The organism is Comamonas koreensis, assembly GCF_014076495.1.
GTDB classification, from domain to species: Bacteria; Pseudomonadota; Gammaproteobacteria; order Burkholderiales; family Burkholderiaceae_C; genus Comamonas; species Comamonas squillarum.
Genome location: NZ_CP043575.1, coordinates 2712887 through 2733110 on the forward strand (window position 1 = coordinate 2712887; position 20224 = coordinate 2733110).

Below are 20224 nucleotides of genomic sequence, written 5' to 3' on the forward strand. Positions count from 1 at the left end.
GCTGTCCTGCATAGAGATAGCGAATTGATCTGTACCGACCCCAAGCAGGAAGCCTTATGCCAACCGTTTTTCATCGTCCCCAAACCACCCCCGCGGGAGCGCTGCCCATGCCATCTACGGTGGCCCGCGCGGTGCAAGCCGCCGTCATCACCATGGGTGTCAGCGCCATGATGGGGCTGGCCGTGCCGGCCCATGCCCAAACCGCCGCCGAGCAGGCCCCTGCAGCGGCGGGCGCGGCGCAACCGCTGCAGGTGCCGGCCGGGCCACTGCCAGCGGCGCTGGTGGCCTTTGCATCGCAAACCGGTGTCAGCGTCAGCGGCCCGCCCGAGCTGGTGAGCGCCGCGCAATCGCCCGGCGTGCGCGGGCAGCTGCCCGTGGCCCAGGCGCTGCAGCTGCTACTGGCGGGAACCGGGCTGGAGGCCGTGCCTGCGGGCGACCGCTCCTATGTGCTGCGCAAGCGCGCGGCGGCCAGCCAGGGCCCGGCGGCGGGCGAGATGGTGCTGGCGCCGGTGGTGGTGCAGGCCCAGGCCGACCGGGTGGCCGCCTCGGAGCATACGGGCTCTTACACGGCAGCGGAATCCAGCACCGCAACGCGCATGGGCTTGTCCTTGCGCGAGACGCCGCAGTCGGTGACGGTGATCACCCGCCAGCAGATGGACGACCAGGGCCTGAGCAGCCTGCCCGAGATTCTGGACAAGGTGACCGGCATCACGGTAGGCCGCAATGACAGCGAGCGCGCGACCTTCTACTCGCGCGGCTTTGCGGTCGAGAACTTCCAGTTCGACGGCATGCCCAATACGATGAACTCGGCCAACCAATACACCACCTCGTTGGCGGACAGCGCCATCTACGACAGGGTGGAAGTGGTCAAGGGCGCCACCGGCTTGCTGATTGGCGCGGGCAACCCGGGCGCGGTTGTCAACCTGGTGCGCAAGCGGCCGACCAAGGAGTTCCAGGCATCGCTGGAAGGCGGTGTGGGATCCTGGAGCAAGCAGCGCGGTGTGGCCGATGTATCGGGCCCCTTGAATGCCGATGGCAGCCTGCGTGCCCGCGTGGTGGCCGCCGCGCAAAATGCCGATTCACATGTCGACTACTACAGCCGCGATACGCGCAACTTCTATGGCATCGTCGAGGCCGATCTGGCGCCCCGCACCACGGCAGCGCTGGGCATTGACTACATGCAGACCCGTGCTGACGGCGCAAGCTATGGCCATCTGCCGCTGTTTTTCTCGGATGGCAGGCAGACGCATTTTCCGACCTCGCTCAACCCTGCTGCGCGCTGGTCGTACTGGAACAACGACAGCACCAACCTGTTTGCCGATCTGAAGCATGTGTTTGACAACGGCTGGAAGCTGGAGCTGGCAGGCAGCCACCTGCGCCAAAGCCGCGATGTGAAGGTGGGCGTGGCCGCCTATGGTTCGCTGGACAAAGAGACAGGGCTGGGCCTCAATATGCTGTCGGCCAAGATTCCCACGACCTCGACCACCGATTCGCTCAATGCCGTGCTGTCGGGCCCGTTCGAGCTGCTGGGCCGCAGCCATGAGCTGACCTTGGGCGCGGGGTGGTCGCGCGAGCGCCGTGGCGCCCCCGGCTACACCACCAGCTATGACGCGGTGGGCAATTATTTTGACTGGCATGGCAATGCGCCCGAGCCTCAACTGGACCTGGTCAGCGACCGCGACACGCGCGTCACCGAAAAAGGCGCGTTTGCCGCCGTGCGCCTGCGGCCCACCGATGCGCTGTCCGTCATCCTGGGCGCGCGGCTGAGCTGGTACCGCCTGGTCGATGGCGAGACCGACCTGGCAACCAGCGCCTACACGCTCAACGACAGGCTGAAGGTGAACCACAAAGTCATTCCTTATGCTGGCGTGGTCTATGACTTCAGCAAGCAGTGGTCGGCCTATGCGAGCTACACCGATATCTTCAACCCGCAGACCTACTACAAGGATGCGGGCGGTGCAGCCTTGCCACCGCTGACGGGCAAGAGCCAGGAGATCGGCATCAAGGGCGCGCTGCTGGATGGCAAGCTCAACACCTCTATCGCGCTGTTCCACACCCAGCAAAACAACGCTGCGCAGTATGTGGATTCCAACCCCGCGACCGGTGAAGAGATCTATATCGCGGCCAAGGGCGTCAAGAGCCGGGGCGTGGAGATGGAGGTCTCCGGCCAGGTCACCCCCGCCTGGAATGTGTACGCGGGCTACACCTACCGCGAGTCCACCTTGGGCTACCAGCCCGATGTGATCCTGAGCGCGGTCAACACCAACCAGCCCAAGCACCTGGTCAAGCTCAGCACCAGCTACCGCCTGCCCGGCCAGTGGAACCCCGTGACGGTGGGCGGGTCGCTCAGCTGGCAGAGCGAGACCTACTACCAGCAAGCGGGCGACACCCAGTGGCGCGCCACCCAGCCGGCCTACACCTTGCTGGGCCTGATGGCGCGCTGGGAGGTGGACTCGCACCTGTCGATAGCGCTGAACCTGAGCAATGTGCTGAACAAGACCTATATGCCAGGCATGGGCTCGTATGGCACGGGCGTATATGGGGATCCGCGCAGCTATTACCTGTCGGCGCGCTATAAGTTCTGAGGGTCACACTTAATGGCGCTTGATGACGAGTGGCAAAACACTGCACACGTAGTGGTGTGCGCCTAGCCTGAGGATCATCATTCCTTCGCCGCAAGCCTGGGGTTGTGAGGGCCCTGGGCCCAGTAGTGCACCCCTCTACCGCTGGGCCACCGGTATGCGCAAGCGCCGTTACCGGCACGAACGGAGCCAGTGAGTCAAGTCATGCAATCTGAGCATGCTTTGATCTTCAGCAGCGGCGGCGGCGCTCACTTTACTGCATCTGACTTGCTGCAGCAGCGGCCCCTTTCATCCAAGCTGATCCTACTAGTTGGCAGCCTTGAATTCGACGCTGAGGGCCCATTCATGCACCGTACTGGCAGGTTCATTGCTTCAAGCATTTTGGAGGCTCCTCTCGTGATAATCAACGCGACCTAAGGTAGCTCCGCAGATATCGATGACGTCACGGTAGGAGAGCCACATGGCAGGGATTTCTGGCTGGGGGCTTATTACAACGAACCATCGGATGCTTCGTCGCACAATGTCCCCGGGAGTCCACTCTAAGGAAGCAAGGCCATACAGCCATCGCGGCCTGGCGGGCTTTCTGCTCCATGGTGCAATTCCGCTGCAGGCCATGCTGGCAAGGTATAAAGCCATCAGCGGCAGCGTCTACGGCATTCCGTTTCAGGGGAATAATCATGCCTAGTTATGCATAGCCATCAGCGGTATGCTTTGTCCACTCAGCATGTAACCGGTCTTGTTTGGCCAGGATTTACACGGACATAGATCTGCATGGCATCTTTCAGTGTTTGTCTGATAGCACTGTATGTAAGGGCCATCTCAGAATGGGACGGGATTTGTGTGCAAGCTCATCTGCGCTGGGCGGCGATAGGCGGATCTGAATGGTCGGTGCCACGCTTTCGAGGGTGGTCTTGTTTTCTGTGCGCTAGAGATCCGGCACCAAAGCGGACGCTGGCAGGCATTCCAAACAGGTTATTTATAACTTTTTGTTTAACAAATACTGAGCAGCGCTTGAAATTTTTGCGCTGCAGATGGTGTCTATTAGAGGTAACCGAGGCAGGCCCACTGGCCTGCCTCATCCGCATCTACCGACTTCAGGAGCGATACCCATGCTGATACGTACCAACAACGCGGGTTTTGACCACGGCAGCAGCAGCGACATCACCCCGCAGCACCTGTATTTGAGCCGGCGCGACTTGCTCAAACTGGGGGCCGCTGGCGGCTCGGCGCTGGCCGCAGGCGGGGCTTGGGCACAAGCGGCCAGGTCCGACGGCACGCAGCCGATCAGCACCGTGCGCTCGACGGTGCCCGGCGCCATGTCGATGGAGACACCGACGTCCTTTCAGGATGCCAGCAGCTACAACAACTACTACGAGTTCGGCCTGGACAAAAGCGACCCGGCGCGCTACGCCCACACCTTGCAGACACGGCCCTGGACCGTGCGGGTCGAAGGCCTGGTCAACAAACCCAAAACCTTTGACATCGAAGAGCTGCTCAAGCTCAGCGCCCAGGAAGAGCGCATTTACCGGCTGCGCTGTGTCGAGGGCTGGTCGATGGTGATCCCCTGGGTGGGCTACTCGCTGTCCAAATTGCTGGCGCAGGTGGAGCCCCAGGGCAGCGCGAAGTATATAGAGTTCGTGACCTTGGCCGATCGCAAGATGATGCCTGGCCTGAACAGCAGTGTGCTCGACTGGCCCTACACCGAGGGCCTGCGCATGGACGAAGCCATGCACCCGCTCAGCCTTCTGGCCTTTGGCATGTACGGCAAAACCTTGACCCCGCAAAACGGCGCACCGGTGCGCCTGGTGCTGCCCTGGAAATATGGCTTCAAAAGCGCCAAGAGCATCGTGACCATCCGCGTGGTCGAGAAGCAGCCGGGCACCGCCTGGAACAAGGCGGCGCGCAATGAGTACGGCTTTTACTCGAATGTGAACCCGGATGTGCCGCACCCGCGCTGGAGCCAGGCGACCGAGCGCCGCATTGGTGAAGGCGGCCTGTTTGCCAAGCGCCACAAGACCTTGCTGTTCAACGGCTACGAAGCCCAGGTGGGCCAGCTGTACGCTGGCATGGATCTGCGCAAAGACTACTGATCGGTGTCCCTGCCCATGGCAAAACCTTCGCGCTTTTCTGCCAAAGCTGTGCAGCGGCTGCTGCTGCATGTATTGTGCCTGGTGCCAGCGGCCTGGCTGTTTTATCTGGCCGCCACCGATGGCCTGGGGGCCAATCCGGCTGAAGCGCTGCTGCGTTCGCTGGGTGACTGGGCCATCCGCTTTATCTGCTTTGCGCTGGCAGTCACGCCATTGCGCCAGTGGCTGCGCTGGAACGGGTTGGCAGCCTACCGCCGCATGCTGGGCCTTTATGCCTTCTTCTACGCCAGCTTGCACTGGCTGGCCTATGTGGTGTTTGACATGGGGGTGGATTGGCCCGCCATCGTCGACGACCTGATCAAGCGCCCCTTTATCCTCGTGGGCACCTTGGCCTGGCTGATCCTGCTGGCGCTGGCCATTACCTCGGTGCCCAGGATCATCCGGCGCATGGGCGGCAAACGCTGGCAGATGCTGCACCGCGCGGTGTATGGGGCGGCTGCGCTGGCCGTGCTGCACTTTTGGTGGATGCGCTCGGGCAAGAACAACTTTGCCGAGGTGTGGCTCTACGGGCTGATCCTTGCCGGGCTGCTGGCGGCGCGCTGGGTTTTTCAAAAGCGCAAGCAGATGCAAGCGGCGGCCAAGGCTGCCGGGGTCTGACTGGATTGGCCATTTCAAGCGCGCCTGCCTCCGGCGTTTGCGGGCGCGGCGCCTGGGTTTGCAGCCAAGTGCCGATGCCAGCAGACCGCACGATGTACCGCACAATGACAGCATGAACCCCAGCAAACGTATCTTGATCGTGGAAGACGATGCTCCCATTGCGGAGCTGCTGCAATTGCACCTGCGCGACGAGGGCTATGAGGTGGTGCACATGGCCGATGGCGACGCGGGCATGCAGGCCTTGGAGCGGGGCGGTTGGGATGCATTGGTGCTGGATTTGATGCTGCCGGGCGTGGATGGCCTGGAGATATGCCGCCGCGCCCGCGCGATGGCCTATTACGTGCCCATCATCATCACCAGTGCCCGCTCCAGCGAGATGCACCGCATCCTGGGGCTGGAGCTGGGAGCGGACGACTACCTGGCCAAGCCATTCTCGGTGCTGGAGCTGGTGGCCAGGGTGCGCGCGCTGTTGCGCCGCAGCCAGGCCTTGGCCCAAAACGCCCGGTTGGATGCCGGTGTGCTGGTGCTCGGCAATCTAGAGATCAACCCGATATCGCGCGAGGTGAAGGTGGGTGGATCCCAGGTGGAGCTGACACCGCGAGAATTTGACCTGCTGCATTTTTTTGTGCGCCATCCGGGCAAGGTGTTCTCCCGGTTTGACCTGCTCAACCAAGTCTGGGGCTACCGCCATGATGGCTACGAGCACACAGTCAACACCCATATCAACCGCTTGAGAGCCAAGATCGAAGCCGATCCTGGCAGCCCCAAGCGCATTCTGACCGTATGGGGCCATGGCTACAAATGGGCGGAGGAAGTGCCATGAAGCTCGCATCCACCACCTTGGCGCAGCGCCTGACCCTGGTCTTTGTGCTGCTGCTGTTGGCTTGCAGCGCGGCCACGGTCTGGCTGCAGATGCGGGTGTCCGACCAGCGTGAGCAAGAGGTGGTGCAGCGCCTGTCGCAGGATCTGGCCGCGCGCATTGCCCGCTATCCGGAGCTGATGCGTGCCGATGGCCTCAACGCCGGGGCCAGCCGCGAGCTGTTTGGCAAGCTGATGCAGGTCAACCCGAGCGTTGAGGTCTACCTGCTCGATGACACAGGTGCCATCCAGGCTTACGATGCGCCGCAAGAACGGATTTTGCGCCAAAAGGTGGATCTGGAGCCCTTGCAGCGCCTGTTCAGTGGCGCGGCCCTGCCGGTGTTGGGGGATGATCCCCGCAGCATGGCCGAGCGCAAGGTGTTCAGCGCAGCGCCATTGATGCAGGGCGGCCAGCGTTCTGGCTATGTCTATGTGATCCTGCAAGGCCAGGGGCGTGACAGCCTGGCAGCCCGCGTGAGCAGCGATGGCGCGCTGCGCACACTGCTCTGGTCGCTGCTGGTCGTGGTGGTGCTGGGCGCCGTCGCTGCAGCCGTAGCCTTTGGCATGATTACCCGGCCGCTGCGGCGCCTGACGGCGGCCGTACAAGAGCTGCAAACCGATGGCCTGGCCGATCTGCCCCAGGCCCAGGCCAAGCTGCAAAAAGCCGCGCATGGCGGAGCCGATATCGCTGTGCTTAGCCAGGCCTTTGCGCAGCTGGCGCAACGCACCTGGGAGCAGTGGCAAAAGCTGCGCACCCAAGACCAGCAGCGCCGCGAGCTCTTCGCCAATATCTCCCACGACCTGCGCACGCCTTTAACGTCATTGCATGGCTATCTGGAGACCCTGCAGATCAAGGCCGATGTGCTATCGGCAGACGAGCGCCGCCGCTACCTGGGCATCGCGCTGGACCAAAGCCGCAAGGTCGGTGACCTGGCGCAAAAACTGTTTGAGCTGGCGCGGCTGGAATACGGCGTGGTCAAGCCCGAGCCCGAGCGCTTCTTTCTGCCCGATCTGCTGCAGGACGTGTTCCAGAAGTTCGAGCTGGCCGCCGAAGCCAAGGCGCAGCGCCTGCACGCCGTGATTGACCCGGATCTGCCCCCCGTCACTGCTGATCTGGGCATGCTTGAGCGCGTGCTGGTCAACCTGATCGACAACGCCATCCGCGCCACGCCGCCAGGCGGCGATATCCATGTGGAGCTGCGTGCCGCAGAGCAGGGCCGCATCAGCGTGACGGTGCAGGACACCGGGCCAGGCATACCGCCCGTGCTGCGCGACAGCCTGTTCGAGCGCCCCACCTTGAGCCGCATGCACAGCCGCAGCGATGGGCGGTCTGGAGGGCTGGGGCTCATGATCGTGCACCGCATATTGCAGCTGCACGACAGCTCGATTGAGCTGCTCAGTGAGGCAGGGGAGGCGGGGGCGCGGTTTCGGTTTTATTTGCGCTAGGGCTACCTGAGCGCATCACGTTGAAAACAAAAGGCTGCAAACCGAAATTTGCAGCCTCTGTTTTGTGCGCCTCTGGCAGCGCCAGATTCAAAAGCCTTTGCAAGCTGCTGAATCCATTATCTTTGGCGGAGAAGGCGGGATTCGAACCCGCGGTGGGCTATTAACCCACACACGCTTTCCAGGCGTGCGACTTAAACCACTCATCCACCTCTCCGCATGTTTTGTACGTTTTACATCCTGTGGTGGCCAGGAAATAAAAAGCCAAGCGTGGACAGCTTGGCTGACAATTTCACCTGTTGACTGGCGGAGAGGGCGGGATTCGAACCCGCGGTGGGCTATTAACCCACACACGCTTTCCAGGCGTGCGACTTAAACCACTCATCCACCTCTCCAGTCGGTGAAGCGTGTATTCTAGCCTGAAATTTGGCGCCTTCCAGCAAAGCGGGGGCTTGTTTGGCAAAAATGCAGCGCGGCCCCAGGAGGGCGCGCGCTGCATCTGCGTTGGCGGGGTGGTTACTGGCCCTTGCCGGTCTGGATCATGCGCATGGCCGAGGTGATCAAGCTGGAGACCTCGGTCATGTTGCTGGGGACGACCAAGGTGGTGGTCGCGTCGCTCGCCAGCTTGCCGTAGGCATGCACGGCCTGCTCGGCCACCTTCAGCTGCACGGCTTGCTCGCCGCCGGGCTGGCGGATGGCGGTCGCAATGCGCTCGAGCGCCTGGGCAGTGGCATCAGCCACCGCAGTGATCGATGCGGCCTCGCCTTGCGCCTTGTTGATGGCGGCTTGCTTCTCACCTTCGGAGCGGGCGATGAAGGCCTCTCGCTCGCCGGTGGCGATATTGATCTGTTCCTGGCGGCGGCCTTCGGAGGCGGCAATCAGCGCGCGCTTTTCACGCTCGGCAGTGATCTGGGCTTGCATGGAGCGCAGGATTTCTGCCGGTGGCGTCAAATCCTTGATTTCGTAGCGCAACACCTTCACGCCCCAGTTGAGCGCGGCCTCGTCGATCGCCGAGACGATCTGGGCATTGATCATGTCGCGCTCTTCAAAGGTCTTGTCCAGTTCCAGCTTGCCGATCACGCTACGCAGCGAGGTCTGGGCCAGCTGGGTGACGGCCATGATGTAGTTGGACGAGCCGTAGCTGGCGCGCATCGGGTCGGTCACCTGGAAGTACAGGATGCCGTCCACCTGCAGCTGGGTGTTGTCGCGCGTAATGCAGACCTGGCTGGGGACATCCAGCGGAATTTCCTTCAAGCTGTGCTTGTAGGCGACTTTGTCGACAAAGGGAATGATGAAGCGCGGGCCGGGGGCCAGGGTGCCGGCGTAACGGCCCAGGCGCTCTTTGACCCAGGCGTGCTGCTGGGGCACGATCTTGACGGACATCGCAATGAAGATGATTGCGATGACAAATATGATGATGGCGACTTCCATGGACTCTCCTCATGGGCGCACTGCTAAGTGCAACGCGCCCGTTTTTTCGGTGATTGGCTGGGGATGGCTCCCTGGCTCAACGGTCTTGGCCATTACACCACGCGGGTGTGATGGGCCAAGTGGCGGTGGTGGGGCATGGGTTGGGCTGCGCCTGTTATGTTTTGTTGCCCCGGTGATGGGAATACGCGCTTAGTGCGCTGCGGGCTCGGCAGGTTCCACCAGCAGGCGGTTACCGTCGAGCCGCACCACGCGGTAGGCGCCGGGCAGCGCAGGGTATTGGCCCAGCAGTGCAGCCGTCCAGGGCGCGCCGCGGTAGCGCACCTGGGCGCAGCGGTCGGCATCCCAGTGTTCGATGTGGACCAGCTCGCCAATGTCCAGGTGCATGTCCTGATCGCGCTCACCCGAGAGCAGCGAGCCGCGGCGTTTTTGCCGCAGGTAGCAGGCCAGCACGGTGGCCGCGCCCACGATGGCGGCGACCAGGATCTGCGTGACTTCGTTGGCACCCAGGTGCGCAGCGATGGCAGCGGCAGCCATGCCAATGGCGAACATCAGCAAGTACAGCGTGCCGGTGAGCAGCTCGGCGACGACGGCCAGGCCGGTCAGCAGCCACCACACGGTTGACATCTCCATAGCTCCCTCCTTGTTCGATTAGGTTTGTTGTCCGATTGTGCGATATGCCGACCAATTTTGCGGCAATTGATGCAGGATACATAAAAAGGGCGTGCAAATTCCGTACACTTCGCGGCTGTTTCGATTGTTTTAGTGAGGCCCGCCCCTGCGGGAACGCCCATGAAGTTTCGCTTTCCCATCGTCATCATTGACGAGGACTTTCGCTCGGAAAACACTTCCGGCCTGAGCATCCGCGATCTGGCGCATGCCATCGAGGAGGAGGGCTTTGAGGTGCTGGGCGTGACCAGCTACGGTGATCTGAGCCAGTTTGCGCAGCAGCAAAGCCGCGCCAGTGCCTTCATCCTGTCTATCGATGATGAAGAGTTCCAGCTCGGCGGCGGTGATGACCTGATCGTGCACAACCTGCGTGACTTCATCACCGAAGTGCGCCGCAAGAACCCGGATGTGCCGATCTACATCTATGGCGAGACCAAGACCAGCCGCCACCTGCCCAACGACATCCTTCGCGAGCTGCACGGCTTCATCCACATGTTCGAGGACACGCCCGAGTTCGTGGCCAAGCACATCCTGCGCGAAGCGAAGAACTATCTCGAAGGCATCCAGCCGCCGTTTTTCAAGGCGCTGCTGGACTACGCCGAAGACGGCTCCTACAGCTGGCACTGCCCCGGTCACGGTGGCGGTGTGGCGTTTTTGAAGAGCCCGATTGGCCAGATGTACCACCAGTTCTATGGTGAGAATATGCTGCGCTCGGACGTCTGCAACGCCGTCGAAGAGCTGGGCCAGCTGCTGGACCACAACGGCGCGATTGGCGAGAGCGAGCGCAATGCGGCGCGCATCTTCAATGCCGACCACTGCTTTTTTGTGACCAACGGTACCTCGACCTCCAACAAGATGGTTTGGCACCACACGGTGGCGCCGGGCGATGTGGTGGTGGTGGACCGCAACTGCCACAAGTCCATCCTGCACTCGATCATCATGACGGGTGCGATTCCGGTGTTCTTGAAGCCCACGCGCAACCACTTCGGCATCATCGGCCCGATCCATGAGAGCGAGTTCTCGCCCAAGACCATCGAAGCCAAGATCGCTGCCAACCCGCTGCTCAAGGGTGTTGATCCAAAGGCCGTCAAGCCTCGCGTGCTGACGCTGACGCAATCGACCTACGACGGCGTGCTCTACAACACCGAGACCATCAAGCAAAAGCTCGATGGCTATGTGGACAACCTGCACTTTGACGAGGCCTGGTTGCCGCATGCCGCATTCCACCCCTTCTATGGCAGCTACCATGCCATGGGCAAGAAGCGCGCGCGCCCGAAACACTCGGTGGTGTACGCGACCCAGTCCATCCACAAACTGCTGGCCGGTATCAGCCAGGCATCGCACGTGTTGGTGCAGGACAGCCAGACGCAAAAGCTGGACTTCAACCTGTTCAACGAGGCGTACCTGATGCACACCTCGACCAGCCCGCAGTACAGCATCATCGCCAGCTGCGATGTGGCCGCTGCGATGATGGAGCCGCCCGGTGGCACCGCGCTGGTGGAGGAGTCGATCCTCGAGGCGCTCGACTTCCGCCGCGCCATGCGCAAGGTCGACGATGAGTTTGGTGAGGACGACTGGTGGTTCCAGGTCTGGGGCCCAGAAGCCCTGGCTGACGAAGGCGTGGGCTCGGCCCAGGACTGGATCATTCGTGGCCCGGACGCATCGCGCAAGACCAAGGGCAAGAACGGCAAGGAGTTCGACAACTGGCACGGCTTTGGCGATCTGGCCGATGGCTTCAACATGCTGGACCCGATCAAGTCCACCATCGTGACGCCAGGTCTGGACCTGGACGGTGACTTTGACGAGACCGGTATCCCCGCATCCATCGTCACCAAGTACCTGGCCGAGCACGGCGTGGTGGTGGAGAAGACGGGCCTGTACTCGTTCTTCATCATGTTCACCATCGGCATCACCAAGGGCCGCTGGAACACCATGTTGACCGCGCTGCAGCAGTTCAAGGACGACTACGAGAAGAACCAGCCGATGTGGCGCATCCTTCCCGAGTTCTGCCAGCAGCATAAGCGCTATGAGCGCATGGGCCTCAAGGACCTGTGCCAGCACGTGCACCAGCTCTACGCCAAGTACGACATCGCCCGCCTGACCACGGAGATGTACCTGTCGGACCTGACGCCGGCGATGAAGCCATCGGACGCCTTTGCCCATATCGCCCGCCGCAAGACCGAGCGTGTCGAGATCGACCATCTGGAAGGCCGCGTCACCGTGGGTTTGGTCACGCCATACCCACCCGGTATTCCGTTGCTGATTCCTGGCGAAGTCTTCAACAAGAAGATCGTGGACTACCTCATGTTCGCGCGTGAGTTCTCCAAGCTCTGCCCAGGTTTTGAGACCGATATCCACGGCCTGGTGGAGCTGGTGGACGAAGAGAGTGGTGAGGTGCGTTACTACGCCGATTGCGTGGCGCTGGACGCCAGTGACCAGGCCGTGCAAACCCAGGTGGTTTCTGCACCGGTGGCTTCGTCCAAGAAGCGCAGCCCCATGCTGGAAGGCAAGGCGCCCGCGTCGTCGGCCAAGAAGCGCACCACCGCTGCGATGAAGAAATCGCTCAAGGCGGAAAAGCCGATGGGTGATGCCAGCGAAGGTGTTGTCTCGCCGGTGGCCAAGACCCCGCAGGCAGCGCCCAAGCCACGCCGCGTGGCCAAGCCGCGCTCGCCCAAGGTCTGACCGGGCAGGTGAGTAGTGGCGGGGGATGTTGAGTCCCCTGCGTCACGCTTTCCTCAGCTCAAAAGCAGCGCAGAGGCGCTGCTTTTTTTATGCCCGCACATGACTCATGGCTCATGGTGTGCTTGCCACTTCGCCCGCAGGGGAGGGTGGCATGCCTTCTTCCCTCACGCGCCAGAAGGTGGCAAAGCGCGGCTTGCCGCTGTCGTGCAGGCCACGGTAGCGGTAGGTCACCCAGCTGCCGATGGCGGGTGGATCGAGACGCTGGGCATCGCTCAAGCCACTGCCCAGCTTGAAGTCGATGCCATCAATGGTGCGTACCAGCAAGGCGCCCGTCATGCCTTCGTATTTGCCGCGCCCGGGTGCATAGCCCATCACCTGGGCCTCGGCATCCTCATGCGGCTTGAGTTTGAGCACATCGCCACTGCGGCCGCTGCGGTAGACGGCGCTGGCCTTGTGCAGCATCAGCCCTTCACCCCCGTCGCGCACGATGCGCCGCATCTGTGTCATTAGGCGGGCTTCGTCGGTCTCCTGCCATTGCGGTGCCGCCTGAACCCAGGGCTGCTGCACGGCAGCGACGAACTGCGCAATGGCTGGCAGGCGATCGCTGAAACTGCCTGGCGCGGCGGGTGCGTCAAACACCATAAAGTGCAGGTCCTGCCAGTCGGCATCCTCAGGCTTGGCTTTGCTGGCGATGGATTGGGCACGGGCAAACTGGCCGCGCCCGGCCCATAGCTCACCTTCCATCGGCGTGGCAGGCCAGCCGGCGGTGTACCAAGTGGGCGCGTGGATGGCAGTGCCCTGGCGCGTCCACAGCGCTTGGCCATCCCAGTAGCCGCGCACGCCGTCGTATTTCTCGCTCACCCAGTACTGCTGCAGGTCCAGTCCGCCGGGGTACTTTTGCGCAAGCCACAGCGCGGGTGGGCTGTTGGCCTGTGCCAGCACAGACCAGCAGCACAGCAGGGTGGCCAGCCACAGCTGGCGCCACCAGGGATGGACAGGGACACGCATGCAGCCTCCTCGGGCGGCGGCCGGGGTGGCCGCCTATCCGCATGCTAGCGGCGATAGCCAACACCTGCCAACCGCCGCTGTGGTTTGGCGCGGTAAGCAGATGTTGGGTTGCGCGGGGATGCCTAGGTGGTTCAGTGCGGACGAGACTGCAGCCGCGCGTACAGGCCGCCCAGGTCAAGCAGTTGCTGGTGCGTGCCTTGCTCGACCACCTGGCCGCGCTCCATCACCACCACGCGGTCGGCGTGTTCGATGGTGGACAGGCGGTGGGCGATGACCAAGGTGGTGCGGCCCTGCATCAGGCGTGAGAGGGCTTCTTGCACCAGGCGCTCGGATTCGGTGTCTAGCGCCGAGGTCGCTTCATCGAGGATCAGGATCGGCGCATTTTTGTACAGCGCCCGGGCAATGGCCAGGCGCTGGCGCTGGCCGCCAGACAGCTGGTTGGCATTGTGCCCAACGATGCTGTGGATGCCCTGGGGCTGGCGCTCGACAAAGTCCTGCAGGTTGGCGGCAGCCAGACATTCGAGCAGGCGTTTTTCATCGATGTCCTGGCCCAGCGCCACGTTGGCAGCGATGGTGTCATTGAACATCACCACATCCTGGCTGACCATCGCAAACTGGTTGCGCAGGTTGGGCAGGTCCCACTCGGCCAGGGCCACGCCATCAATGCTGATCTGGCCGTCGCTGGGCTCCACAAAACGCGGCAGCAGGTTGACGAGCGTGGTCTTGCCAGCGCCCGAGGGGCCCACCAGCGCCACGACTTCACCGGGGTGGATGGTCAGGCTCAGGTGGCGCAGCGCCGGGGCTTTGTCTTCGCCAAAGGCCACGCTGACATCCTGCAGCGCGATGGCGCCACGCGCTTGTTCGGTCTTGTAGCCACCGCCTTGCTCTGGCGGGATTTCCTCGAGCAGACCGAGGCCGCGCTCCAAGGCGGCAACGCCTCGCGTGAGCGGATTGGCCACATCGGCCAGGCGACGGATAGGCGCAATCAGCATCAGCATGGCCGAGATAAAGGCCACAAAGCCGCCAACGGTCACATCCTTGGCATTGATGCCGGTGGTGCGGCTTTGCCACAGCGCAATGCAGATCACCGCAGACAGCGCAACAGCGGCCAGTAGCTGGGTGAGCGGCGTCATCGCCGCCGAGGCGATGGTGGCCTTGATGGCGAGCTGGCGCAGCTTGCGGCTCAGAATCTGGAAGCGACCGGACTGGCTGGACTGGGCGGCGTGGATGCGCACCATGCGGTGCGCGAGCACGTTCTCCTCGACCACATAGGCCAGCTCATCGGTGGCTTGCTGGCTGGCCTTGGTGATGTGGTAGAGGCGCTTGGAGAGCTTTTTCATGATCCACGACACGCTGGGTAGCAGTACAGCCACGATCAGGGTCAGCTGCCAGTTGAGGTAGAGCAGGTACATCAACAGCGCAATGACGGTGAAGCCATCGCGCGAGAGCATCAGCAAGGCCTGCACGATCAGGGTGGAGCCGTTTTGCACCTCATACACCACGGTGTTGGACAGCGCACTGGCAGACTGCTTGGTAAAGAGCCCCAGGTGCGCATCAAGCACCCGGCCAAAGAGGTTCTCGCGCAGGCGCATCATGCCGTCATTGGCAATGCGCGCCAGCGCATATTGGTTGATGAACTGCGCCAGGCCTCGGATGAAAAAGACGCCGACGATGGTCACAGGCACAGCCCACAGCGGCAAGGTGCCACCGGTAAAGCCCTGGTCGAGCAAAGGCTTAAGCAGGGCCGGGATGGCCGGCTCGGTGCCCGCTACAACGATGGTCGCGAGAATGGCAAGCACCCAGGTCCAGCGTTGGTAGCCAAAGTAGGGCGCCAGGCGCGACAGGCGTGCGCGCAGTGGCATCTGCGCAACGCTGCCAGCCGGTTTGTGGCCTTCGGTGCTGGAAGATGCCTCAGACGCACGTGCAGAAGATGGTTTTTCGGTTGTGGACATGTAGAGGTGATTCTAAAATGCACGGCTGTCGACGTTGGACGATAATAAAGAATTTGTGGGGTGTGTAACATCCTGCAGCCTTCAGGGCTTGTCATGCATAGCGCATTTATGATGGTCGGTAATGACTAAAACACGCTTCCCATCTCTCATCTCGGAGGCGGCCAAGCCGCTCTTCCATCGTCGTCACGTACTGGGTGCTGCGCTCGCAGCCCCTGCAGTCCCCGCCCTGGCGCAGTTCCGGGTTGAGATCAGTGGCGTTGGCATCAAGCAAATCCCCATCGCCTTGCCCAAGTTTCGGGGCGAAGATGCGTCGCCGCAAAAGATCTCTGCGATCGTGCAGGCCGATCTGATCCGCAGCGGTCTCTTCAAGCCCGTTGACGCATCGGGCGAACAGCTGGACGAGAGCTCTCGCCCCGATGTGGCCAGGTGGTCATCCGCCGGCGCCGAGTACCTGTCGGTCGGCAGTGTGAGCCGTGGCGCCAATGGCTTTGACGTGCGCTTTCGCTTGTGGGATGCCGTCAAGGGCGCCGACATGGGCGGTCAGAGCTACAGCGTGCCGCAGGCGGATCTGCGCTTGGTTGCGCACAAGATCTCGGACTACATCTACGAAAAAATCACCGGCGAAAAGGGCGTGTTCTCGACCCGCATTGCCTATGTGACCAAGGCCGGTCCGCGCTACACCCTCTGGGTAGCCGATTCGGATGGCGAGAATGCACAGTCGGCACTGGCCAGCCCCGAGCCCATCATCTCGCCCACCTGGTCGCCTGCCGGCACGCAACTGGCCTATGTGTCTTTCGAGTCGCGCAAGCCCGTGGTCTATGTGCACGAGGTCTCGTCCGGCCGCCGCCGCCTGATCGCCAATTTCCGTGGCTCCAACAGCGCGCCAGCCTGGTCGCCCGATGGCAGCACCTTGGCGGTGACCTTGAGCCGCGATGGCGGCTCGCAGCTCTACACCATCCCTTCGAGCGGGGGTGAGCCTCGCCGTCTGATGCAAAGCAGCGGCATCGACACCGAGCCAACGTACTCCAAGGATGGCCGCTATATCTACTTCGTCAGCGATCGTGGCGGTGCGCCGCAGATCTACCGCGTGGGCGCGCAAGGCGGCGGTGCAGAGCGCGTGACGTTCAGCGGGTCCTACAACATTTCTCCTTCCATCAGTCCTGATGGCAAGACACTTGCTTACATCACCCGCGCCGGTGGTGGATATAAATTGCAGGTCATGGATCTGGCTTCCAGCACTGTGGCGTCGGTCACCGACACCACGAGCGATGAAAGCCCCAGTTTTGCTCCGAACAGCCGACTCATCGTCTATGCAACCCGCGAAGGCGGTCGTGAAGCCCTCATGACCACGACGCTGGACGGCAAGATCAAAGCACGACTGGCAGGGCAGAGCGGAGACATACGGGAGCCCGATTGGGGCCCATACCAGCCCTAAGATTGGTTTTTGGCGAGTCAATTATTTTTATACGAGAAATTCGTTTCGGAGAGTTTTACATGTTGTCATTGAAGAAAGCTTCGCTGGCCCTGGTGGCCGCTGCCGTGTTGGCTGGTTGCAGCTCTGCGCCTCCGCTGGATAACGCACCTGTGGAAGACAAGGGTGCTGCTACCGCCGGTCAAGGCGCTGGCGCCGGTGGTGCTGGCCAAAGCACCGTTGGTGGTGTGGACCTGAACAACAGCGCAGCCAACGGCCAAGGCCCTGTCGGCGTTGCACGCATTGTGTACTTTGACTTCGACAGCTACTCGGTCAAGCCCGATGCGCAATCGATGCTGGATGCACACGCACGTTTCCTGAAGGCCAACCCTTCGCGCAAGGTCATGCTCGAAGGCAACACCGACAACCGCGGTGGCCGCGAGTACAACCTGGCCCTGGGCCAAAAGCGTGCTGAAGCCGTTCGCCGTTCGCTGAACGTGCTGGGCGTGAGCGACAGCCAACTCGAAGCCGTGTCTTTCGGCAAGGAAAAGCTGGCTGCTGAAGGTAGCTCGGAAGATGCGCACGCACAAAACCGCCGCGTTGAACTGAACTACCGTTAATAAGGCTCCATGAACCTCACTCGCAGTACTCCCCGTTGGATTGCACTGGCCGCGTTGATGGCCTGTGCAAGCACCTCCCAAGCCGCTTTGTTTGAAGATGGCGACGCACGTCGCGCCATCATTGAACTGCGCCAGCGTGTCGATCAGCTGACGCAAGGCAACAACCAAAATGGTGAGGACACCTCGCAAGTGCGTCGCAGCCTGCTGGACTTTCAATCGCAGATTGAATCCATGCGTGGCGAGATGAACAAGTTGCGCGGTGAAAACGAGACGCTGCGACGTGAGGTTGCCGATCTGAAGCGCGGTCAGACTGATTTGGCCAAGGGTGTCGAAGCCCGGCTCCAGCAGTTTGAACCCGTTTCGGTCACCGTAGATGGGCAGGAGTTCAAGGCCGATCCTGCCGAAAAGCGTGATTTCGAAGCCGCGCTGGGCGTGTTTCGCACCGGTAAGTTTGCCGATGCCGCTGGCGTGTTCAGCAGCTTCATCCAGCGCTACCCCAAGAGTGGCTATGTGCCATCGGCACGCTTTTGGCTGGGCAACGCGTACTATGCCACCCGCGACTACAAGCCCGCCATCGACAATTTCAAGCTGATCCTGGCCCAGGCGCCCGAGCATATGCGTGCGCCTGATTCGGCACTGTCCATTGCCAACTGCCAGATCGAGCTCAAGGACACCAAGGCCGCCCGCAAGACCTTGGAAGACCTGATTGCTGCCTACCCGCAAAGCGATGCGGCAGCGGCTGCCAAAGAGCGCCTCTCCAAGCTGAAGTGATATGAGTGCACCGTCTCCATCGGCGCCCGATCGGCAGGACGCCGAGGCGGACGTTGACACACAAAGGCGCTTTGGCGGGCTGGACCGCCTGTTTGGCGTTGCGCCTGCCGCGCAAATGCGCGCAAGCGCTATCGCCGTTATCGGCATCGGGGGCGTGGGCTCCTGGACGGCCGAGGCCCTGGCCCGCAGTGGCGTTGCCAGGCTTCGCCTGATCGACTTGGACAATGTGGCCGAGTCCAACATCAATCGCCAGATCCACGCGCTGACAGACACCATTGGCATGGCCAAGGTCGACGCGATGCGCGAGCGCATCCGCCAGATCAACCCCCATTGTGAAGTTGAGGTGGTAGAGGACTTCCTCACTGCCGATAACTGCGCCGCATTGCTCGATGGCGTTGACGGCTTTGTCGACGCCTGTGACCAGGTGCGTGCCAAGGCGGCAATGGCCAACTGGGGGCGGCGCCACCAGCGTCCTTTTGTATGCATCGGTGCGGCAGGCGGCAAACGCCTGGCCTGGAAGGTGGAGCAGGCCGACCTGTCACAGACCACGCACGACCCCTTGCTGGCCCAGGTGCGCTACCGCTTGCGCAAAGAATATGGCGCCCCCAAGGATGGCAAGAAAATGAATGTGGCCTGCATCTACAGCCAGGAGGCCGTGGCCGGCCCCGACCCTTCCTGCGCCGTGGATGGTGATGGCTCGCTGAACTGCCACGGTTATGGCTCATCGGTGGCGGTGACCGCGACCTTCGGAATGTGCGCGGCCAGCTGGATTCTGGAAAAGTTGGCACTTTCCCCAAAATGACAAAAAACCTACGCTATAATTTAAGTCTGTTGTGAGCAAGACCAGTTCTTAGGAATTTGTCAAGCAAACACGGCGGGTCTTTAGCTCAGTCGGTAGAGCAGCGGACTTTTAATCCGTTGGTCGCGAGTTCGAATCTCGCAGGACCCACCAAACATTATTCATATGAATCAAGCCCTTGCGCAAATCGTGCAAGGGCTTTTTTCTTTGCAGTTGTTCCGCAATTACTGGTGCTGTTCCGCAATTATCCGGCGGGCTTCACTTTCTTGCCGACCTTGTGGCGGATGTATTTCGCAGTCATGGACTCGGTCGTGTGGCCGAGCAATGCCTGCGCGTCCCTGATGCCGGAGCTGTCATCCAGGGTCGTGGCGGCCGTAGCGCGCAGGTCACGGAACTGAAACTCTGCTTTGGGAATCTTCGCGGCTTCACGGGCATCATCGAAGCGGACGCGCAGCATGTATGTGGTCAGTGTTTCGCCCTTTTCGTTCACGAGCAAGTGATGGGATCGGGACAGAACCGACTGCTTGTAAGCCCGGATCTCATCCATGAGCACCGCCAGGCCTTCGATAATCTCGATGCGTAGCTTGGTGTATGTCTTGCCTTGCTTGACATGGAGAATGCTGCCGACCACATTGTTTTCGCTCATGCGCAGCACATCGGCCGGCCGCTGACCGGTGAGCTTGGCCAGGCGTATCGCGAACCGCAACGGCGGAGCTGCGAAGGGCATGATTCTGTCCAGTAGGGCGTCGCCAATCACGGTATCGCGCCCCTTTTCCTTGAACTTCTCAATTCCAGCGCATGGGTTTGGCTGCTTGGTGATGCCCTCTCTGCGGGCGAAATTCCACATATGAGAGAACAGCGACTTCTCGCGGTTTGCGCGCACATGGCCGAAGTTTGGCGGGATCGCCAAAGCCTTCAGCCCCTTTGCGGAGCGCTCTCTGTTTTCTTCCTGAGCCACCTTGCGCGCTTCTTGAATCCGCCAATCCATGTACTGGCGGATGTGCACGGGCTCGATGTCGTCCAGCGGGGCCGGTGGATCGCCGAAAAATTTCAGAAGCCAAATAAGCTCCTTTTCGTTATCCACTCTTGTGCGCGGAGCCTTAAGTGGCAATGCTTTGGCTCGATATACAGGCACGATATCCAGGAAGGTGCGCTGGGCAGCGCGCGGCTTTTTAGCGGCTGTTAGCTCACTCCATTTTTGGACGGCCAACACGTAGTCGGATCCCAAGGGGATCTCCCGCCGTGGTTTTTGGCCGG

Annotated in this window: 15 protein-coding genes and 3 tRNA genes; 11 read left to right on the forward strand and 7 right to left on the reverse strand. The window is 61.8% G+C overall.

Going from position 1 to position 20224, the window contains the following annotated elements:
- The first annotated feature begins 107 nt into the window (after positions 1-107).
- From F0Q04_RS12205 to F0Q04_RS12225, 5 genes are all read left to right on the forward strand, one after another.
- Positions 108-2585 (forward strand): TonB-dependent siderophore receptor, encoded by a 2478-nt coding sequence (locus F0Q04_RS12205; protein ID WP_232539318.1) that lies wholly within the window; start codon positions 108-110, stop codon positions 2583-2585.
- Between the two features lie 1106 nt (positions 2586-3691).
- Positions 3692-4672 carry a protein-methionine-sulfoxide reductase catalytic subunit MsrP gene (gene msrP / locus F0Q04_RS12210; protein ID WP_182340834.1) on the forward strand — a complete coding sequence of 327 codons (981 nt, stop codon included), beginning with the start codon at positions 3692-3694 and terminating at the stop codon, positions 4670-4672.
- 15 nt (positions 4673-4687) lie between these two features.
- Positions 4688-5326 carry a sulfite oxidase heme-binding subunit YedZ gene (locus F0Q04_RS12215; RefSeq protein WP_182340837.1) on the forward strand — a complete coding sequence of 213 codons (639 nt, stop codon included), beginning with the start codon at positions 4688-4690 and terminating at the stop codon, positions 5324-5326.
- A 112-nt stretch (positions 5327-5438) separates the two neighbouring features.
- On the forward strand, positions 5439-6149 hold the full coding sequence (locus F0Q04_RS12220; protein WP_182340839.1) for a response regulator transcription factor: 711 nt from the start codon (positions 5439-5441) through the stop codon (positions 6147-6149).
- Positions 6146-7630 carry a sensor histidine kinase gene (locus F0Q04_RS12225; protein WP_116927414.1) on the forward strand — a complete coding sequence of 495 codons (1485 nt, stop codon included), beginning with the start codon at positions 6146-6148 and terminating at the stop codon, positions 7628-7630. The genes F0Q04_RS12220 and F0Q04_RS12225 overlap by 4 nt, the downstream gene beginning before the upstream one ends.
- 123 nt (positions 7631-7753) lie before the next feature.
- Here F0Q04_RS12225 and F0Q04_RS12230 read toward each other — a convergent pair.
- From F0Q04_RS12230 to F0Q04_RS12245, 4 genes are all read right to left on the reverse strand, one after another.
- Positions 7754-7844 (reverse strand) — tRNA-Ser (locus F0Q04_RS12230).
- An 87-nt stretch (positions 7845-7931) separates the two neighbouring features.
- Positions 7932-8022 (reverse strand) — tRNA-Ser (locus tag F0Q04_RS12235).
- A gap of 121 nt (positions 8023-8143) precedes the next feature.
- The gene (locus tag F0Q04_RS12240; protein ID WP_021028801.1) at positions 8144-9058 is read right to left on the reverse strand and encodes an SPFH domain-containing protein; all 915 of its coding nucleotides are present in this window, start codon (positions 9056-9058) and stop codon (positions 8144-8146) included.
- A 189-nt stretch (positions 9059-9247) separates the two neighbouring features.
- Positions 9248-9688, reverse strand: a complete 441-nt coding sequence (locus F0Q04_RS12245) for an NfeD family protein (protein ID WP_182340842.1) — start codon at positions 9686-9688, stop codon at positions 9248-9250.
- 159 nt (positions 9689-9847) lie between these two features.
- Here F0Q04_RS12245 and F0Q04_RS12250 point away from each other — a divergent pair, with 159 nt between their 5' ends.
- Complete coding sequence (locus tag F0Q04_RS12250; RefSeq protein ID WP_232539319.1) at positions 9848-12406, forward strand: arginine/lysine/ornithine decarboxylase; 2559 nt, start codon at positions 9848-9850, stop codon at positions 12404-12406.
- A gap of 111 nt (positions 12407-12517) precedes the next feature.
- Here F0Q04_RS12250 and F0Q04_RS12255 read toward each other — a convergent pair whose 3' ends face one another.
- The gene (locus F0Q04_RS12255; protein ID WP_232539320.1) at positions 12518-13414 is read right to left on the reverse strand and encodes a DNA ligase; all 897 of its coding nucleotides are present in this window, start codon (positions 13412-13414) and stop codon (positions 12518-12520) included.
- 131 nt (positions 13415-13545) lie between these two features.
- The gene (gene msbA, locus F0Q04_RS12260; protein WP_409935150.1) at positions 13546-15366 is read right to left on the reverse strand and encodes a lipid A export permease/ATP-binding protein MsbA; all 1821 of its coding nucleotides are present in this window, start codon (positions 15364-15366) and stop codon (positions 13546-13548) included.
- A 121-nt stretch (positions 15367-15487) separates the two neighbouring features.
- Here msbA and tolB point away from each other — a divergent pair, with 121 nt between their 5' ends.
- The 5 genes from tolB (at position 15488) to F0Q04_RS12285 (ending at position 19120) form a co-directional block, all read left to right on the forward strand.
- The gene (tolB, locus tag F0Q04_RS12265) at positions 15488-16801 is read left to right on the forward strand and encodes a Tol-Pal system beta propeller repeat protein TolB (protein ID WP_116927367.1); all 1314 of its coding nucleotides are present in this window, start codon (positions 15488-15490) and stop codon (positions 16799-16801) included.
- A gap of 59 nt (positions 16802-16860) precedes the next feature.
- Entirely contained in the window at positions 16861-17397 is a 537-nt protein-coding gene (pal, locus tag F0Q04_RS12270) for a peptidoglycan-associated lipoprotein Pal (RefSeq protein ID WP_116927366.1), read from the forward strand.
- A gap of 9 nt (positions 17398-17406) precedes the next feature.
- Complete coding sequence (gene ybgF, locus F0Q04_RS12275) at positions 17407-18168, forward strand: tol-pal system protein YbgF (RefSeq protein ID WP_027011353.1); 762 nt, start codon at positions 17407-17409, stop codon at positions 18166-18168.
- 1 nt (position 18169) lies between these two features.
- The gene (locus F0Q04_RS12280) at positions 18170-18970 is read left to right on the forward strand and encodes a tRNA threonylcarbamoyladenosine dehydratase (RefSeq protein WP_116927365.1); all 801 of its coding nucleotides are present in this window, start codon (positions 18170-18172) and stop codon (positions 18968-18970) included.
- 74 nt (positions 18971-19044) lie between these two features.
- Positions 19045-19120, forward strand: a tRNA-Lys gene (locus F0Q04_RS12285).
- A 91-nt stretch (positions 19121-19211) separates the two neighbouring features.
- Here F0Q04_RS12285 and F0Q04_RS12290 read toward each other — a convergent pair.
- Complete coding sequence (locus tag F0Q04_RS12290) at positions 19212-20195, reverse strand: tyrosine-type recombinase/integrase (RefSeq protein ID WP_232539321.1); 984 nt, start codon at positions 20193-20195, stop codon at positions 19212-19214.
- Between the last annotated feature and the right edge of the window lie 29 nt (positions 20196-20224).

Coding starts and splice junctions, on each gene's coding strand:
- F0Q04_RS12205 (WP_232539318.1), top strand. CDS start 108: ATGCCATCTACGGTGGCCCGCGCGGTGCAAGCCGCCGTCATCACCATG.
- msrP (WP_182340834.1), top strand. CDS start 3,692: ATGCTGATACGTACCAACAACGCGGGTTTTGACCACGGCAGCAGCAGC.
- F0Q04_RS12215 (WP_182340837.1), top strand. CDS start 4,688: ATGGCAAAACCTTCGCGCTTTTCTGCCAAAGCTGTGCAGCGGCTGCTG.
- F0Q04_RS12220 (WP_182340839.1), top strand. CDS start 5,439: ATGAACCCCAGCAAACGTATCTTGATCGTGGAAGACGATGCTCCCATT.
- F0Q04_RS12225 (WP_116927414.1), top strand. CDS start 6,146: ATGAAGCTCGCATCCACCACCTTGGCGCAGCGCCTGACCCTGGTCTTT.
- F0Q04_RS12240 (WP_021028801.1), bottom strand. CDS start 9,058: ATGGAAGTCGCCATCATCATATTTGTCATCGCAATCATCTTCATTGCG.
- F0Q04_RS12245 (WP_182340842.1), bottom strand. CDS start 9,688: ATGGAGATGTCAACCGTGTGGTGGCTGCTGACCGGCCTGGCCGTCGTC.
- F0Q04_RS12250 (WP_232539319.1), top strand. CDS start 9,848: ATGAAGTTTCGCTTTCCCATCGTCATCATTGACGAGGACTTTCGCTCG.
- F0Q04_RS12255 (WP_232539320.1), bottom strand. CDS start 13,414: ATGCGTGTCCCTGTCCATCCCTGGTGGCGCCAGCTGTGGCTGGCCACC.
- msbA (WP_409935150.1), bottom strand. CDS start 15,366: ATGTCCACAACCGAAAAACCATCTTCTGCACGTGCGTCTGAGGCATCT.
- tolB (WP_116927367.1), top strand. CDS start 15,488: ATGACTAAAACACGCTTCCCATCTCTCATCTCGGAGGCGGCCAAGCCG.
- pal (WP_116927366.1), top strand. CDS start 16,861: ATGTTGTCATTGAAGAAAGCTTCGCTGGCCCTGGTGGCCGCTGCCGTG.
- ybgF (WP_027011353.1), top strand. CDS start 17,407: ATGAACCTCACTCGCAGTACTCCCCGTTGGATTGCACTGGCCGCGTTG.
- F0Q04_RS12280 (WP_116927365.1), top strand. CDS start 18,170: ATGAGTGCACCGTCTCCATCGGCGCCCGATCGGCAGGACGCCGAGGCG.